This window comes from Alishewanella sp. d11 (assembly GCF_049390205.1).
Taxonomy (GTDB): domain Bacteria; phylum Pseudomonadota; class Gammaproteobacteria; order Enterobacterales; family Alteromonadaceae; genus Alishewanella.
Window position 1 is genome coordinate 2,899,980 of the sequence record NZ_CP186547.1, and the last position, 16,686, is coordinate 2,916,665.

The 16,686-nt window shown below is 49.4% G+C and carries 12 protein-coding genes; 7 read left to right on the forward strand and 5 right to left on the reverse strand.

Features of this window, described 5'->3' with window-relative positions:
* The first annotated feature begins 4 nt into the window (after positions 1–4).
* The 6 genes from ACO1PK_RS13150 (at position 5) to ACO1PK_RS13175 (ending at position 10,626) form a co-directional block, all read left to right on the forward strand.
* Positions 5–1,063 carry an efflux RND transporter periplasmic adaptor subunit gene (locus ACO1PK_RS13150; RefSeq protein WP_423186062.1) on the forward strand — a complete coding sequence of 353 codons (1,059 nt, stop codon included), beginning with the start codon at positions 5–7 and terminating at the stop codon, positions 1,061–1,063.
* 14 nt (positions 1,064–1,077) lie between these two features.
* Positions 1,078–4,323, forward strand: a complete 3,246-nt coding sequence (locus ACO1PK_RS13155; RefSeq protein WP_423186063.1) for an efflux RND transporter permease subunit — start codon at positions 1,078–1,080, stop codon at positions 4,321–4,323.
* The gene (locus ACO1PK_RS13160) at positions 4,320–7,445 is read left to right on the forward strand and encodes an efflux RND transporter permease subunit (RefSeq protein WP_423186064.1); all 3,126 of its coding nucleotides are present in this window, start codon (positions 4,320–4,322) and stop codon (positions 7,443–7,445) included. Before ACO1PK_RS13155 ends, ACO1PK_RS13160 begins: the two co-directional genes overlap by 4 nt.
* Positions 7,446–7,702: 257 nt before the next feature.
* Complete coding sequence (locus ACO1PK_RS13165) at positions 7,703–8,269, forward strand: TMEM165/GDT1 family protein (protein ID WP_423186065.1); 567 nt, start codon at positions 7,703–7,705, stop codon at positions 8,267–8,269.
* Between the two features lie 57 nt (positions 8,270–8,326).
* Positions 8,327–9,142 carry an alpha/beta fold hydrolase gene (locus ACO1PK_RS13170; protein ID WP_423186066.1) on the forward strand — a complete coding sequence of 272 codons (816 nt, stop codon included), beginning with the start codon at positions 8,327–8,329 and terminating at the stop codon, positions 9,140–9,142.
* A complete protein-coding gene (locus ACO1PK_RS13175; protein ID WP_423186067.1) occupies positions 9,139–10,626 on the forward strand; it encodes a sensor histidine kinase in 1,488 nt (495 codons plus the stop codon). The genes ACO1PK_RS13170 and ACO1PK_RS13175 overlap by 4 nt, the downstream gene beginning before the upstream one ends.
* 23 nt (positions 10,627–10,649) lie before the next feature.
* Here ACO1PK_RS13175 and ACO1PK_RS13180 read toward each other — a convergent pair whose 3' ends face one another.
* Positions 10,650–11,519, reverse strand: coding sequence for a bile acid:sodium symporter family protein (locus ACO1PK_RS13180; protein ID WP_423186068.1), 870 nt, complete (start codon positions 11,517–11,519; stop codon positions 10,650–10,652).
* Between the two features lie 134 nt (positions 11,520–11,653).
* The gene (locus ACO1PK_RS13185) at positions 11,654–12,580 is read right to left on the reverse strand and encodes a cation diffusion facilitator family transporter (protein WP_423186069.1); all 927 of its coding nucleotides are present in this window, start codon (positions 12,578–12,580) and stop codon (positions 11,654–11,656) included.
* A 244-nt stretch (positions 12,581–12,824) separates the two neighbouring features.
* On the opposite strand from ACO1PK_RS13185, the gene ACO1PK_RS13190 reads away from it, so the two are divergent.
* Positions 12,825–13,298 carry an NYN domain-containing protein gene (locus ACO1PK_RS13190; RefSeq protein WP_423186070.1) on the forward strand — a complete coding sequence of 158 codons (474 nt, stop codon included), beginning with the start codon at positions 12,825–12,827 and terminating at the stop codon, positions 13,296–13,298.
* Between the two features lie 19 nt (positions 13,299–13,317).
* On the opposite strand, the gene ACO1PK_RS13195 is transcribed toward ACO1PK_RS13190, so the two are convergent.
* The 3 genes from ACO1PK_RS13195 to ACO1PK_RS13205 form a co-directional block, all read right to left on the reverse strand.
* A complete protein-coding gene (locus tag ACO1PK_RS13195; RefSeq protein ID WP_423186071.1) occupies positions 13,318–14,367 on the reverse strand; it encodes a hypothetical protein in 1,050 nt (349 codons plus the stop codon).
* Between the two features lie 42 nt (positions 14,368–14,409).
* Complete coding sequence (locus ACO1PK_RS13200) at positions 14,410–15,474, reverse strand: hypothetical protein (RefSeq protein WP_423186072.1); 1,065 nt, start codon at positions 15,472–15,474, stop codon at positions 14,410–14,412.
* Between the two features lie 466 nt (positions 15,475–15,940).
* A complete protein-coding gene (locus tag ACO1PK_RS13205; protein WP_423186073.1) occupies positions 15,941–16,669 on the reverse strand; it encodes a HugZ family protein in 729 nt (242 codons plus the stop codon).
* Positions 16,670–16,686: the final 17 nt, after the last annotated feature.

Consider the following 16,686-nt stretch of genomic DNA (forward strand, 5'->3'; position numbering starts at 1 on the left):
AAAAATGAATAAAATGATGCCCTTAGCCGTTGTAATCTTCAGCAGTACTTTGCTGTTGAGTGGCTGCAACCAAGCGCAAAGTGTGAGTAATAGCACGCCAGCGGCGGAAGTGGCGCTGCCGGTGGAAGTGGCTCGGGCAAAAACGGGGGCGATCAGCAGCAGTTACCGCACCACGACGACGCTGGCGGCCAGAGCCGAGGCCGAAGTGATGGCAAAAACCAGTGGGATCGTTGAAAAAATTCTGGTTGAAGAAGGCGATCACGTTACGGCAGGTCAATTATTGGCCGTGTTAGAAAATGAGCGGCAGCGTCATCAACTGGCGCGCGAAAAAGCGGAGTTAGGTCGCTTAAGTTCTGAATTAACCCGCATGAGCGAAATGCACCAGCGCAAATTAGTAAGCACCGATGTTTACGACAAGTTGAAATGGCAAGTCGAAGCCATGCAAGCGGCTGTTTCACTAGTGGAACTTAACTTACGCGAAACTGAAATTCGGGCGCCCATCTCTGGCGTAGTCGCGCGGCGCTATGTAAAAACGGGGCAACTGGTGAATCAACTTACCCCGCAATCGTTATTTCATTTAGTGAGTGAAGCCGAATTAGAAGCGGTAGTGCATTTACCGGAACAACAAATGTTACAAGCGCAAGCTGGTCAAGCCGCAACCTTGAGCTTTGCTGGCGTTCCAGACGTTACCGCCGCTGTCAGTCGCGTAGCCCCAGTGGTCGATGCCGCTTCTGGCACGGTGCGCACAACCTTGTTGATCGACAATAGCCAACGCCAGCTAAAGCCTGGCATGTTCAGCCAAGTTGAAATTAAATTTGATACCCGCGAGCAGGCCTTACTGGTGCCCAAGCGTGCGCTGTTAACGGTGGATAATCTGCCAAGTGTATTGGTGCTGGATAGTGAAAATCGGGTGGAACAGCGTCAAGTCACGCTTGGCTATACCGCCGATAATGTGGTGGAAATTCTGCAAGGCGTAAGCCTAGATGAGCAAGTCGTTATTGCAGGGCATGCGGCATTAAAAGCGCAAAGCTTAGTCAATGTGGTCGCTGAACGCGCATTCTAACAAGGACGTTTCTGATGAAATTAGTTAATACCGCCGTCGCTCGCCCAGTCACGGTTTGGATGTTCACGCTCGCCGTATTGTTATTTGGTTTAGTCTCGGTTGGCCGTATTGCCGTTAATTTGCTGCCCGATTTATCCTACCCCAGCTTAACCGTACGCACCACTTACCTAGGTGCAGCCCCTGCCGAAGTCGAGCAGTTAGTCAGTAAGCCGGTCGAAGAAGCCTTAGGCACAGTAAAAGGCGCTCGCAAAGTCACCTCGGTATCGCGCGCTGGCCGCTCTGATGTGGTGCTTGAGTTTGACTGGGGCACCGATATGGATTTGGCGCTGTTAGAAGTGCGCGAAAAACTGGATGTACTGTTTTTACCGCTCGATGTTGATAAGCCGCTGGTGTTACGGTTTAACCCTAATCTTGATCCTGTGGTGCGCTTGTCATTAACCAAGGCCGAGATGACGCAAGCCGATCTGGTTGCCATGCGAACCTTTGCGGAAGAGGACTTTCGTCGGCGTTTAGAATCCTTCTCTGGCATTGCCGCAGTGCGACCTGATGGCGGCTTAAAGCAAGAAATTCAAATTTTGGTTGACCCACAAAAGCTCAGCCAACTGCAGCTGGATATCAGTTTAATTAGCCAGCGTTTAAAAGCTGAAAACATCAATTTGGCTGGTGGGCGCTTAGAAACGCCTGCCTATGATTATTTGGTTCGTACCATTAACCAATTTGCTGATTTATCCGAGATTGAAAACCTGTATCTAACCACGGTGGGCAACAGCCAAATCCGCTTAAAAGATGTGGCGCAAGTGCGTGATGCTTTTGCCGATCGGCAAAGTATTAGTTATATCAATGGCCAGCAGGCGATTGAGTTGGCTATTTATAAAGAGGGTGATGCTAACTCGGTTAAAGTGGCCGAAGAATTGTTAAGCCGTATGCCGGAGTTGCGTAAAATGTTACCGGCTGGCTATCAGCTTGAAGTGCTTTACGATCAATCGCAGTTTATCAAACAAGCCATTAGCGATGTGAAAAGTGCCGGTATTATCGGCGGTATACTCGCCATGCTGGTGCTGTATCTGTTTTTACGCAATGTCTGGGCGACTGTGATTATCTCGGTGTCGATCCCGGTGTCGGTGATTGCTACCTTTAATCTGATGTACGGTCAGGATATTACTTTAAATATGATGAGCTTAGGCGGTATTGCCTTAGCGGTAGGTTTGTTGGTCGATAATGCTATCGTGGTATTAGAGAATATTGCACGGCATAAAGAGCAGGGCCTTTCGGCAAAAGAGGCGGCAGTTAAAGGTGCCGGCGAAGTGGCAATGGCCATTACCGCTTCTACCCTGACCACGGTAGCCGTGTTTTTTCCGCTGGTCTTTGTCGAGGGCATAGCTGGGCAACTGTTTCGTGATCAAGCCTTAACCGTCACCTTTGCGCTGCTGGTGTCCTTAGTCGTTGCGCTAACGCTAATCCCCACCATGGCCGCACGTAGCCGCAGTAAAGTGGATCAGCAAGATGCACCACTGCCGCTAGCCTCGTTAAAACCGCAGCGCTGGTATCATTGGCCGTTGCTACCGTTTCGGTTAGTCGAGCGTGGCGGTTATCTGCTGTTAGTCGCTTTGATCACAGTATTCGGCATGCTTTATAAACTGTTGGCTAAAGGGCTGTTTTGGCTGCTACGTCCAGCCGTATTAGCGGTACAAGGTCTATTAACAGTGCTAGAGCGCGCCTATTTAGCCTTGTTGCAGGCCGCTTTAAAGGCCAAAGTCTTTACCTTAGTCCTGACCTTAGGTTTAGCCGGGTTATGCTTTAGTTTATTGCCCAGACTCGGTGCCGATGTGATCCCGCAATTAAGCCAAGGCGAGTTTTATGTCGATGTGCAATTACCCGTTGGCTCGGCGATTGAGCAAACCGATGGCTTACTGAAACAGTTATCTGCAGAAATCAGTACTTTCCCAGTAGTCGAGCGTAGTTATGGTTTAGCCGGTACCGGCGCGCAAATGTCGGTTGATCCGGCCATTGGCGGCAGTCATTGGGGACGCTTACATGTGGTGCTGACCCCCGAAAGCTTGCCTGAAGATGAAGAGGCAGTTCAAGCCCGTTTGCGCCAGACTTTGGCCCAATTACCGGGCGTCACCAGTCGCTTTGACCGGCCCCAGCTCTTTAGCTTTAGTACCCCTTTAGAAATCGAGATCAGTGGCTATGATCTGGTGCCCTTAGCCGATACCGCAGAGCGGTTGATGGCAGGATTAGCCAATGAAGGCCGCTTTACCGACATTAAATCCAGCTTACGTCCTGGTCAGCCCGAAATTACCTTGTATTTTGATCATGCACGCTTAGCGCAGTTAGGCATGACCTCACAGCAAGTGGCGCGTCGTGTAGCAACCTATATTGGTGGCGAAGTTGCTGGGCAATACTCGGTAAATGATCGCAAAATTGATATCCGTGTGCGTTTAGCCGAGCAATATCGACAATATGAATTACAGCTCGCCGAGTTGATTATTAACCCCGGTGCCGCCGAGCCCTTACCGCTGTCGGCGGTAGCACAAATTCGTCGTGAAATTGGCCCAAGCGAAATTACCCGTGTCGGGCAACAGCGAGTGGCCATTGTCAGTGCTAACTTGGCTTATGGTGATCTTGAGCAAGCCACAGCGGCGGCGCAAGCGGTACTTAGCCAAATGGTACTTGCGCCAGGTCAACAAGCCGCAGTAATGGGGCAAAGCGAAGAAATGACCCGCGCGTATAGCTCCTTGCTGTTCGCCTTGTTACTGGCGATCTTTTTAGTCTATCTGGTGATGGCCTCACAATTTGAAAACTTACTGCAGCCGTTGCTTATCCTCTTTACCGTACCCTTAGCCGGCGCGGGAGCTGTGCTGGGGCTGTGGTTAACCGATACGCGCTTATCGGTGATTGTGTTTATCGGCTTGATTATGCTGGCCGGTATCGTGGTCAATAATGCGATTGTGTTAATTGATCGGATCAATCAATTACGTGCCGAAGGGATGGCCATGGTCGAGGCCATTATTCAAGCAGGGCAAAGCCGGTTACGTCCAGTGTTAATGACCACCTTAACCACGGTGTTAGGCTTAATGCCAATGGCATTAGGCACCGGTGACGGTAGTGAAATTCGTGCCCCGATGGCCATTACCGTGATCTTTGGCTTAAGTTTAGCAACCTTGTTAACGCTGGTGTTTATTCCAGTGCTATACAGTTTGCAGTCAGAGCGGCAGGTTAGTGCGGCCTTGGCACAAGCGAAGGGAGAGACGCTATGACTTCCCCTTTGCCACCCAGTGAGCCTGTAACACAACACACATCAGCAGTAGACGCCAGCAGCGATAATAAACCACTGTGGTTAACCCGCTTGGCGTTAAGCCGGCCGGTGACCATTTGTATGCTGTTTATTTCGCTACTCTTATTTGGCGGTTTATCTAGCCGCTTACTGCCGCTAGAAATGTTTCCGGGTATCGATATTCCTGAGCTGTATGTCAGTGTGCCTTACCCGAATGCCAGCCCCGCCGAGGTGGAGCGGTTAATTACGCGGCCGCTTGAAGAAGCGTTGGCGACGGTAAGCGGCATTAAAGAGCTAAACAGTTATGCCAATGAAAATAGTGGCGATGTGTTGTTGGAGTTTCGTTGGAATGAAAATATCAGCAGCAAGGGCCTAGAGGTGCGCGAGCGCTTAGACAGTATTCGCCACTTGTTACCGGATGATGTCGAGCGAGTATTGTTATTTCAGTTTAATACCAGCGATATGCCGATTTTTCAGCTGCGGATCTCCTCTGAACGCGATCTCGCTATGGCGTATGATTTGCTGGAGCAACAAATAAAGCGACCATTAGAGCGCGTACCCGGCGTGTCTAAAGTGGAACTGTATGGCGTGGATAAGCGGCAGGTTATTATTCGGTTAGATCCGGATAAAATGCGTGCCTTACAGGTTGACCCTACCACCTTACTGGCGCAGCTACGCGGCAGTAATTTTGCACTAAGTGCCGGCGAGCTTAGAAATAGCGAGCAGAGCGTGTTAGTCAAACCGCTAGGTGAATACCGTGAGCTGGCAGAGATTGCTGCCTTACCAGTAAGGCCAGGGCTGCAACTGCGCGATGTCGCCAGTATTGAGTTGGAATTGCCCAAACAAGAAGATGGTCGGCATTTAGACCAAACCTACGCGGTAGGCATGAATGTGTTTAAAGAGTCAGGCGCGAATCTGGTCGATGTGGCCGGTGCGGCCATGAAAATTGTGCTTGCCGCTGATAATAACCCTGCTTTTAACGGCATTAGCTTGTATGTGATGGACGATTTAGCCGATAGCGTTACTAAGTCGCTCAGCGATTTATTGCAAGCCGGTGCTATCGGGGCGCTGTTGTCTTTTATCGTGCTGTATCTGTTTTTACGCCACCTCACCACGACACTGATTGTGGTGTTGTCGGTGCCTGCTGCGCTTATTGTAGCCTTAGGCGCCATGTACTTTTTGGGCTACAGCCTAAATATCCTTAGCATGATGGGCTTAATGTTAGCCATTGGTATGCTGGTAGATAATGCCGTGGTGGTCACCGAAAGTATTTTCCGTGAGCGTGCCGCCGGGGGCGATGTGCGCGCGGCGACTGAACGCGGTGTGAAGCGAGTCGGGTTGGCCGTGTTAGCTGGAACAGCGACTACTGCCATTGTGTTTTTGCCAAATATTATTGGCGAAAAAATGCAGCTGACGATCTTTTTAGAACATGTCGCCATCGCGATTTGTTTGTGCCTGGCGATTTCCTTGTTATTGGCGTTAACCTTAATTCCACTGCTCACGACCAAACTTAAAGTACCTGAAGTGAAAGAGCCCCAAGTGACGCGGTTAGAACGGTATTATAAAAGTGCTTTAACCAAAGTGATGTTATGGCCAAAAACGGCCACAGCACTGGCTTTGTTAACGCTGGCGAGTACCGCTATCCCGTTTTCTCAAGTCGGCAATGACAGCAGTGATCAAGAAGATCGTGGGCGTTTGTTTATTAACTACAACATTCAAGGTAATTACAGCCTAGAAGAAGTACGTGCTGAAGTGACTGCCATGGAAGCATTTTTGTACGAGAATAAAGATCGGTTTTATATCGAGTCGGTCTATAGCTATTATCGCGCGGGCTCTGCCCAATCAACGGTGATGCTGCAAGAGGATTTACCCATTCCTCTGAGTGAACTAAAAGAGCAAATCCGCAGTGCTTGGCCAACGTTAGTCCGCGCGCGGCCGGGCTTTGGTTGGGGTAACCGCAATACCGCGCTGCGCGTAAACTTATTTGGGCCTTCGACCGAGCGTTTATTGCAACTGGCCAGTGATTTACAACCTGCCTTACAGAGCTTACCCACGCTGGCAGAGGTCAGCTCCGATCTGACGCGTGGCCAGCAAGAAATTCAAATTCGCCTAAAACGTGCCGAATTAGAGCGGTTAGGCTTATCAGCAGAAGCGGTGGCACAAAGCACGTCACTGGCCTTAAGAGGTGTGAATTTACGTACTTTTCGAAGTGCTGAGCAAGGCGAGCTGCTGATTCGGTTGATTTATGATGAGCAGATCAGTCATTCGCAGGCGGAGCTAGCGGCTTTACCGGTCGCGGTAGTGCAGGGGATCAGTATTCCATTGTCGCAAGTGGCCGATTTGCAAACGGTGCCGCGCTTACAATCGATTCGGCGCTTTAATCGCGAAACGGGTGTTGCTTTGCAACTGGCGCTGGCTAAGGATATCAGCGTGGATCAGGCCAAAGTAGAAATTGACCAGCTAATGCAACAAGTACAGTTACCTGAGGGCTATCGTTGGTCTTATCAGGGTGGTTTTGTGCGGCAAAACGAAGAGCAGCAAGTGATGATCATCAATATGCTGCTGGCGCTAGCGATGATTTATATTGTGATGGCAGCATTGTTTGAGTCTTTACTGCTGCCCAATGCCGTCATTGGTAGCCTGCTGTTCTCCTTTGTGGGGGTGTTCTGGACCTTTTGGCTCACCGGCACTGGGCTAGAAGTTATGGGGATGATTGGCATGCTGGTGCTAATGGGCATCGTCGTCAATAATGGCATAGTGTTGGTAGATAGGATTAATCAAGATCGGGTGTTGCTGCCGCATTTACCGTTAATTGACTTGATTATTGGCGCGTCGATCGCACGGCTAAAACCGATTTTAATGACCGTAGCCACTACCGTGTTAGGCTTAGTGCCACTGGCTTTAGGCGGCACCGCCATCGGCGGTAATGGGCCTAGTTACGCGCCAATGGCCATTGCTATTATTGGCGGCTTAGTGTTCTCGACCTTGACCAGTCTATTACTGGTTCCCCTGAATTACTATGCGTTAATTAAGCTGCGCACTGCCAGTAGCCGCTTAGTCAGCCGCAGCCAGCAATGGCAGCGCCGCATACTGCGCCGGGCATAAGCGGTGTTCGGCGCGCTTAGGCGAGCGGAGTGACGGTTGCATTTTTAAAGGCAGTCGTTATAATTGCGCCGTCTTTAAGGGAGTAATCTGCCGCCAGGCGCTTATATCAACATACTTGTGCCACATGCACATGGTATAAGCAGCAAGCTGTTAATCATTAACTGCTTGTGTGATGAGACTTAAGACATAGTGCTGATCCAACGCGGGAGTCAGGCTGTGTCTTTTGTCTATAATATCCCGCACTTTTGCAGGATATTATGGAAGCCCTTTTTTCATCTTTTACCGCTGTCGCTATTGCCGAAATTGGCGATAAAACCCAACTGCTTTCGCTGTTCTTAGCCGCTCGTTTTCGCAATAAAACTGCGATTATCATGGGTATTCTAGTGGCAACCTTACTCAATCATGCGGCTTCGGCCTGGCTTGGGGTTTGGGTGGCGCAATTTATTCCTGCCGCCTGGGGGCCTTGGTTATTGGGTGGCTCCTTTATTGCGGTGGCGCTTTGGTTATTAATCCCGGATAAAGACGACAGTGAAGATACAGCGGTGCTGAAATACGGTGCCTTCGCTGCCAGCTGTGTGCTGTTTTTCTTAGCGGAAATTGGTGATAAAACGCAAATTGCCACGGTAATTCTAGCGGCCAGCTTTGAACAAGCGGTCTGGATGGTGATTTGGGGCACCACCTTGGGCATGTTAGCCGCCAATGTACCGGTGATTTATGCCGGTAGCTGGTTACTGCAAAAAATTTCGTTAGATTGGGCCCGTCGAGCGGCCTGTGCGGTGTTTATCATTTTAGGAATAATCACCATAATTAATGGGGTGATTTAACCCGAGCCTTGTCAGAGTATGCTAATGTAAAGTATAGCTTACTGATAGGGACAAAAGATGTCGGTATTATCACGTAATAATGTGCGTTTAATGGGTGATAGCAAAGCACCGGTAATGCTTTTTGCTCATGGTTTTGGTTGTAATCAAACCATGTGGGATGCTGTAGCAGCGGCGTTTGCCCCGCAAACCTATCAAATCTTGTTCGATTATGTCGGCAGTGGCCAATCCGATCTGGCGAGCTATGATATGGTGCGCTATGCCAGCTTGGAGGGCTATGCACAAGATATTTTGGAGATCTGTGCTGAGCTCGGGGTAGATCGTGAGGTGATTTTTGTTGGCCATTCGGTCAGTTGTAGCATTGGCGTACTTGCGGCGCTGGCGCGTCCTGGGCTATTTCGCGAGATGATTTTTTTAGGCCCTTCGCCTTGCTTCTTAAATGATCCTCCTAGTTACTTTGGTGGCTTTGAGCGCAGCGACTTAGACGCTTTACTCGCCTTAATGGCGCAAAATTACCTAGGCTGGGCGGCTTATCTGGCACCGGTAGTGGCGGGCGCCGACAATGACGCGCAGATTGCAGGCACCTTGTCAGACAGTTTTTGTTCAACCGATCCAATAGTAGCGCAGCAGTTTGCGAAAGCCACGTTCTTTGCGGATAACCGCGTAGATTTTGCCAAGTTAACTGTACCTAGTCTGATCTTACAGCATCAAGATGATGTGCTGGCTGCGCCAGTGGTGGGGCAATACTTGCAAACCCAGCTCGCCAATAGTCAGTTAATCACGCTGCCCGTTGCGGGGCATGCCGCTCATATGAGTCACCCCGACTTAGTGATTGCGGCCATCTCAGATTACTTAGCTGAGCGGCAGATTTTGTGAGCGAGCAGCCAGAGTTAGACGCCTTGCCCTGTGCGGTAATCATTACCGATCCATTTGGTCAGATCGTCTTTATTAACCAGCTTGCTAAAACCGCCTTTTTAGCTGAGCCTGACACTATCCCCGCAAATATAGATAAATTATTCCCTCCCGCTTCGAAAATTTTTTTACAAACGCATCTTTGGCCAATGCTGCGCAAGCAAGGAGAGGTAAACGAGTTTTATCTGCAAATTCAGAGTAAAGAACATAAGGTCGTGCCAATCTTGCTGAATGTGGCGGCCGGAGAGTTTGCCCAGCAAGCCTGTTACCGCTGGGTGCTGCTGCCGGCGTTACAGCGAGTCACCTTTGAGCAAGAGCTACTGAAAGCGCGACAACAAACAGCAGATTATGCGCAAGAAATTAGTCTGCATAAGCGTCGGCTGCAGAACATTTTAGATGCGGCTGCCGATATTGCCATTATTACCCTTGATAAAGATGGCATGGTGCAATTTGCCAACGCTGGCGTTATGCCGCTGCTTGGCGTTAGCAAGCAGCAGTTGTTGGGTGAGCGGTTTGCTGACTTGATGAGTCAGCAGGGCTTAGCGCAAGCGGGTCACGCTAGGCTGCAGCAGCAGCTTAGCTTGTTAGCGCAAAAAACCAGCGTGATTGAGCCTATTCTGGAATTTGAAACACGCTTAATCCAGCACAGCGGTCAGGAAATCGATGTGCTGTTGCAATTGCGTCCTTTAACCGGCGAGTTAGCGCAGGCCGATAGTCAACTGTTAGTTGTGGCTACCGATATTTCAAAACGCAAGCAATTAGAACGCTTACAAAATGAATTTGTCGCCACCATTAGCCATGAATTTCGCACGCCACTGACCACCATTCTGGGCAGCTTAACGTTGTTATCCGAGCGCTTTCGGGCAGATTTACCTGAAAGAGCGCAAAAGCTGGTCGAGGTTTCATTTAATAGCAGCCAGCGGCTCAAACATTTGGTGAATGACTTACTTGATTTTGGCAAAATCAACAGTGGTAAAGTACAGGTTAGCTTGCAGCGTTGTGCGTTAACCCCTTTACTGGAAAGTAGCATTGTGGAGCATCATTATTATTTAAATACCAAAGGGGTCCAGTTACTGCTTAGTTTGCCTGAAACGCCTTTTTTTATCCTTACCGATCCACAGCGTTTCCAACAAGTGATGGCCAATCTCCTATCAAATGCCATCAAGTTTTCACCAGCAGCAGGACAAGTGCATATTCGAGTAACTGAGCAAATTAACCACGTAATTATCAACGTTCAAGATAGTGGTCCTGGCATAAAAGCTAATTTTGTTGATTTATTGTTTACCCAATTCACGCAAGAAGATAACAGCAGTAATCGTCAAGTAGAAGGCACAGGCTTGGGGCTGGCTATTAGTAAAGGCTTGGTCAATGCCATGGGCGGCGAGATTGGCTATCAGGCTGCGCAGCCGCACGGCGCAATTTTCTGGTTTAGTTGTGCAAAAGCTTAAGCTTGCTTCAGTTATGCTAACGCCTATTCAACCTTACTCGCTTTTCGACTTAATACCCACACCGTAAACAGGCTGGCGGTAACAAACATCAAAATACTGTAGGTACTCGGTGCTATCGACATGGCGTTATTTTGTAAAATGCCGGTGGTGATCATTAACGCAAGAGTACCATTTTGTAAGCCCACCTCTAGGCAAATGGTACGGGCTTGTTGATCGTTGTGCAGGATATAGTGGCCTAACAAATACCCCGCAACCATGGTCACGACATTTAAAGTCAGTGCTGCAGGCCCACTAAGCAACATAAAGTGCCAAAAATCGCCGCCCAAATCGATGGCAATACTGAGAATCAATGCCATTAATACGACTACCGAAAAACGACTGATAATCGGCTGAGCGCGCAGCGATAAGCTTGGCCATTTGGCGCGTAACCACATACCGAGTAAGACTGGCATCACGCTAATCAGCATTAAGGTTAACCAGGTTCTTAAAAGCGGTAGCTCAATAGTAGTGCTGGCGCCTAAGTAAAAATCGATGGCCCAAGCGGCTAATAATGGCAGGGTAAAAGGGGTAATTAACCCCAGCATCGCAGTCAAAGATACCGATAAGCCTACATCCGCCTTACACAGATAACTGTAAAGGTTTGAGGTAGTACCGCCTGGACATAGCGCCAAAATAAACAAACCTACCGCCAGCTCCGCTTGCAAGCCAAACAGGCTAATTAAGATCACCGCGATAAGCGGTAACAGCAAGAGTTGCGCAAGCGCCCCGACAAAAAAGGCTTTAGGTGCCCGCATTACATCGCGAAAATTGGCTGGGCGCAAACTCATGCCCACACCGATCATAATCAAGATCAAGGCAATGGGTAAACCTATCTGGGTAAGGGTCGCAAACATAAAGCGCTCTTTTTAAAATTATTATTTGGCTAAACTACCTTGTTCTCCCACGCCGAGCAACCCCAACTTATCCACCGACTCCGGTACGCTGTATAACTTTTATCCACCGCACTCCGGTTCGGTGTATAAGTGTGCTAGCTGGCGGGGTTAGGCTGTGCTGGCGCGGCGGGCTCAATATGCAGCGTTAGTTGTATGCCTAGCGTAGCTGCTTGTTGTTCGGCGCTATCGGCTAACTGATGCGCTTGGGTGACTGTCCAATTTCCAGGTACCTGCAAATCCGCTTGGGCAAATGCTTGAGTGGCGGCTGCACGAGTGCGTAAGCGTAAAAAACACAGCTGATCGGCTGCTAATGCCTGGGTATCGTTGGTATATGCCGCGCGGGCGCTGGCACTTAGCTCTGCCAAGCGGGCGGTAAGCTGCTGCACCTGAGCTTCCGGTAAAGCCTGATCCATTAAGCCATTTACCGCCTTAGCTAAAATCAGGCTGCCTTCACGCAGAATATGCAGCGCGACCAGCATTGCCACCAGCGCATCTAACCAATGTAATCCGCTGAAGGCGGCTAAGCCGACCCCGATGACCACGCCGGCCGTGGTCCAAACGTCGGTCAGCAAATGCTTACCATCGCCTTCCAGCGCCGGCGATTGATAGGCTTTTCCGCCACGGATCAACAACAGCCCAACCCCAAGATTGATAACACTGGCCAGCACCGTCAGTAGGGTACCAAACCCCAGCGCAGCGATGGGTTGCGGATTGAGTAAACGCTCTGCGGCAGTAATAAAAATGGCCAGCGCCGCAATAAAGATCATGCCTCCTTCAAAGGCTGCGGAAAAATATTCGGCCTTGCTGTGCCCAAAGGGATGGCCTTTATCTGCAGGTCTACTGGCAATAGTGACCATCCATAGCGCAAAACCCGCGCCCGCAACGTTTACCAACGACTCCATGGCATCCGATAAAAAGCCTACCGAGCCAGTTAAATACCAAGCCAGGGTTTTGAGTGCCATCGTTAGCCCCCCAGCAAGCAGGGAGACTAATAATAATTGGCGTGGACGCGGCAATGACATAGCGATTCCTAAAAAGAGTAGCGTCTGTAAGTTTATCTTTTAGTGTGTGACTAAACTAAGGTCACGACAACTACTGCAATTACAATTAAGGCAATGAGAAATAACACCACGAAAAATAACATCACGCCAAAAAAGCTTGCACCCAATCCTTATGGCGATTAGCTTAGCTCGGTATTCTCATCATCATTGATGCTAACAGCACGTAAAGCTCTAGCAGTTTTGCGCCACCACGTTAAGGCTAACTATGAACAGCGTGACCATTTTGGTCGATGTGCAAAATATCTACTACACCAGCCGTGAAGCCTATCAGCGTAATTTTGACTACAATGCTTTTTGGCGCAAAGTAACGGCGGGCCGTACCGTGGTGAAAGCCATTGCCTATGCCATTGATCGAGGCGATGAAAAACAGCGCCAATTTCAAAATATCCTACGCGCCATCGGTTTTGAAGTAAAACTAAAACCTTTTATTCAGCGCGCAGATGGCTCTGCCAAAGGCGATTGGGATGTGGGTATTACCTTGGATGCCATTGAATATGGCCAGCATAGCGATGTACTGGTATTAGCCTCTGGCGATGGCGATTTTGACTTACTGGTGCATAAGCTCGTCCAGCAGTTTAACACTGAAGTGGAAATTTACGGGGTAGAGGGATTAACCGCTCAGGCGCTTGTTAAAGCAGCCAGTCGTTTTTACCAGATTGGCCCAGAGTTATTGCTTTAAGCCATACGCAAGGGGGCGCTTACTTAACCTCAGCCATTTGCTGTAAAAACTGCAGTCGCTGTAACTCACTGGCGTCGGGTTGCCAAGGCTCGTCAGACAACAAACCTAAACCATAAAATTCAACCTGATATTCAGCTTGTGCACTTTTGCCAAAGCGGCTGCGCTCGCCCGGCGCGGCAGAACGACGTTCCACCGTAAAGGTATTCAGTAAATAAGGGCCTTCTTTACCAGCTAACACCGCTTTATAAGCCCGCAATAGCAGCGTGGCTTCGCCTTCTGCTAAATGCGCACTGCTAACTAAATGGGCCAGCGGTTCGCCGTCTTGACTAAACAGATTCGCCCGCACGCGATAAGTCCCCGCGGCACTGACCTCAAGCTGCAGTGGAATCACTAAGTCAGTCCCTTCAGCATAGCCATCTGCTACCCCAATAATCTCGGCACTCGGTTGTTGATACTCAATACCGGTGTGTAAACGATGTAGCTGACCATTAGCGCGAAACGCGACTTCCAGCCGTAATTCACCTTGCCAGTCCTGATCCGCCGTAAGGAGGGTGCTAAAACCTTGCTCGCTGGCCGGCATAGCGCTTTCGGTTAAGATTTGGCCGGTTTCTTCAGAAAATAGGCTAACCATCACTTGACTGGCATCAACGCCTGTTACCGCAAGCGCAACGTCAATGGCTTCAGGGTAAATAAAGCGGTATTGCGGTACTACAATAGCTGCGCTGGCACCACCTTCTAGTGGTACTTGCTGCACTACATAATGATTTGGCGCAAGCAATTGCACATCTTCTCGACTTAATGGTCGTGAGTAGGGTGGATAGCTGAGTTCTTGCTCATAGGCCACCGCAATATAAGCAAACTGTTGTGGTAAGCCGACAGCGATTTGTTCGGTCACAGTAAGGGTTGCAGCTGCCGCTGGTGCGGCAGCTATGCTTGGATTTTGCGCTGGTTCAGCCGTGGTTTCGGCAATTACTGGCGCTGCTGAATCAATTGGCTTAGCTGCCGGCCAAAGCACGACAACTAAGCCAACCATCACAAGCGCTAAACTAAAGCCGAGCCATTTTTTCATCGTTTCGCCAAAAGTTGTTAAATTAACCGCTTAGTTAATAGCTTAATTAACGGCTTGATACACTAGGGGCGACATCGCTTGGCGCTCTGAGCCATTAACGACCCGATAACGCGAAGTAAAAATCCACCAACCTCGAGTTTGATCGGTACTGTTAAAGCGCACCGCGCTCTGTGCCGTTAAATTCACGCTATTGCGAGCCACGGTAATAGCCCCTTTGCGCTGCTGCCCGATCACTGCGCTATGACTGTAAGCATCACTCATTAACATCGGATAATGCAGCGGCATAAAGTTACTGACACCACGGCTTTGGCTGGTGATCTTACCATCAAAGGCAACCGCTCTGGAGCAGCTTTCAAAACTGCCGACACTGGAAGCACCACAACTGGAGTGACTGGCGACCACACCGTCGTCAGTACCAGGTAGGAACAGGCCGGTGGCACCCAAGAAATCAGAGGCGGCACCAACAAAGCGTAACCTTGGCACTCGGCTATCCGGGAAAGCCGCTAACTGCCGCGCAGTGTTAACACGTAAATCGTTTAATACCCCAACATTGTTGGCATTAGGCATTTGCCCCAGCCATAACGATAAAGCCAGTTGCAAGGCGCGATCAAATAAGCCGCTACCCGTGGCCACATTCACCGCTAAATCCGCCAGCTCTGAGCCTCCGCCAGCACCGGCAAAATCCAGGGTTGCAACAATGTTTAACGGCCGTAGCCCAGCATTTTGTAACCATAAGGCTTGGTTATCCAGAATATAGCGTGTCACCAAATCGCCAGTAGAGTGGGTAACAAAAATACAGCCCGGGTTACAGGTATTGTTCCGCGATAGCTGCTGTAGTTTTGGCCAAATATAGTCGGTGGCAATGCGCCCAGCAATCCGCTCTTGTGATGGCCAATCAATCCGCACTTCGGCGCGGTTAGCCCAAAACTCGCTCCAGTAGGCTTCGCCATTGACGGCTACTTGGTTGGCATTGGGTCGACTCGCCAAGTTGTCGGGTTGTAAGCCATGTACCAGAACAACGGGGTAACCACCAATGGCAGCATTAGCTGAAACGCTTACCAAACTGGAAAAAATCGCTGCAGTTAACAGCGTTTTAAACCTTGTCATAAAAGATCCTTTTGTTGATATTCTTGTTTTTGTGTCAAGGGAATCACCCTGCTCAACAAATGGGTATACCCTCGCGCTGCTACCTAACGTGATGGCACGTCTACCTCAGGTTGGTTTTACCTTAAATTATCAACTAAATAATGCAATAGGCAGATTTAGGTAAAGTTGTTAATAAACTTCAGATTTATGCAAGCTGTTGTTTGAATTTTAGTCGCTAAATGCACCGTAATCGCCTAAAGCCCTTACTGCAAGTCGTGCTGGCGTTAGTCTCATTCAGTTTTAATTTATACGTTGTTTAAAGTAATAGCTCGAAGTTTTTTCGTATTTTGTGCTTAGCGCTGGTGGTATTCAACGCTAAGCACAGAAGAAAGCCGACATAGCGTCAGCAAGGCGGAGTGGATAAGACTATTGTTACCGATTTTCGAGATAATTTGCGCGATAAAAACAGTTTGTGGGTAAGCGTTGTTTAAGCGGCTGCCTGTCTGGCTTGCTGAGTTAGTTGCACCAAGGCTTTGCGAACCTCTTGCCCAGTAAAGCATGGAGCCGCAAAAGGCACAAAGTACAAGCGCTCGCCTTGCATAAAGTGGCAGCCCTCCGGATACACCGTCAGAATAGTGGCAGCACCGGCTTGGCCGCTATGTTGCGTGGTGATCAGCTCACAGGCATCGGCATGATCCTCATTCATATGCTCCACCATTGCCAACTCATCTGCCGCTTGCCATGCCGGAGCCGCTTGTTGCCACTCTTGCTGGGTTAGCCAAAAAATCTCGCCAAAGCCGCCAATAAAGCGAATATGCTCTACCGGCATTTTCCAAAAATAGAAATCATGCGCTTGCTTATAGGCTTCTGCGGCTGGGAATAAGCGGAAATAGCGAGCTTCGTACTCTGCTGCTTGTTCATGGGTTAATTTTTGAGCATGACCATTTAAGGTTAAACGCGCTTCGGTATTTTGATCACCCGCGCTGGCCTGATGATACAAGGTAATGCTTAAGCGGTTATCATGCTCTAGGTTACGGGCATGCTGGGCTATATCCGACACATAGAAAATCACATCGCCAGTATCGGTTAGCATCACGGTCGACACCGAACCAAAAGGGGCGCCTTGTAATTTATAAGACAGGGTGGAAAATACCGCACTTGGGCTGGTTAAGGCTAAATGCCGGGCAACTTTCACGGCGTTAATACGTTCTTGCATAAGGACTCCTGAAAACG

Bases quoted from the DNA above. Each gene is read 5' to 3' on its own strand.
- ACO1PK_RS13155 (WP_423186063.1), top strand. From the start codon at position 1,078: ATGAAATTAGTTAATACCGCCGTCGCTCGCCCAGTCACGGTTTGGATG.
- ACO1PK_RS13190 (WP_423186070.1), top strand. From the start codon at position 12,825: ATGAACAGCGTGACCATTTTGGTCGATGTGCAAAATATCTACTACACC.
- ACO1PK_RS13200 (WP_423186072.1), bottom strand. From the start codon at position 15,474: ATGACAAGGTTTAAAACGCTGTTAACTGCAGCGATTTTTTCCAGTTTG.
- ACO1PK_RS13195 (WP_423186071.1), bottom strand. From the start codon at position 14,367: ATGAAAAAATGGCTCGGCTTTAGTTTAGCGCTTGTGATGGTTGGCTTA.
- ACO1PK_RS13185 (WP_423186069.1), bottom strand. From the start codon at position 12,580: ATGTCATTGCCGCGTCCACGCCAATTATTATTAGTCTCCCTGCTTGCT.
- ACO1PK_RS13165 (WP_423186065.1), top strand. From the start codon at position 7,703: ATGGAAGCCCTTTTTTCATCTTTTACCGCTGTCGCTATTGCCGAAATT.
- ACO1PK_RS13160 (WP_423186064.1), top strand. From the start codon at position 4,320: ATGACTTCCCCTTTGCCACCCAGTGAGCCTGTAACACAACACACATCA.
- ACO1PK_RS13180 (WP_423186068.1), bottom strand. From the start codon at position 11,519: ATGTTTGCGACCCTTACCCAGATAGGTTTACCCATTGCCTTGATCTTG.
- ACO1PK_RS13150 (WP_423186062.1), top strand. From the start codon at position 5: ATGAATAAAATGATGCCCTTAGCCGTTGTAATCTTCAGCAGTACTTTG.
- ACO1PK_RS13170 (WP_423186066.1), top strand. From the start codon at position 8,327: ATGTCGGTATTATCACGTAATAATGTGCGTTTAATGGGTGATAGCAAA.
- ACO1PK_RS13205 (WP_423186073.1), bottom strand. From the start codon at position 16,669: ATGCAAGAACGTATTAACGCCGTGAAAGTTGCCCGGCATTTAGCCTTA.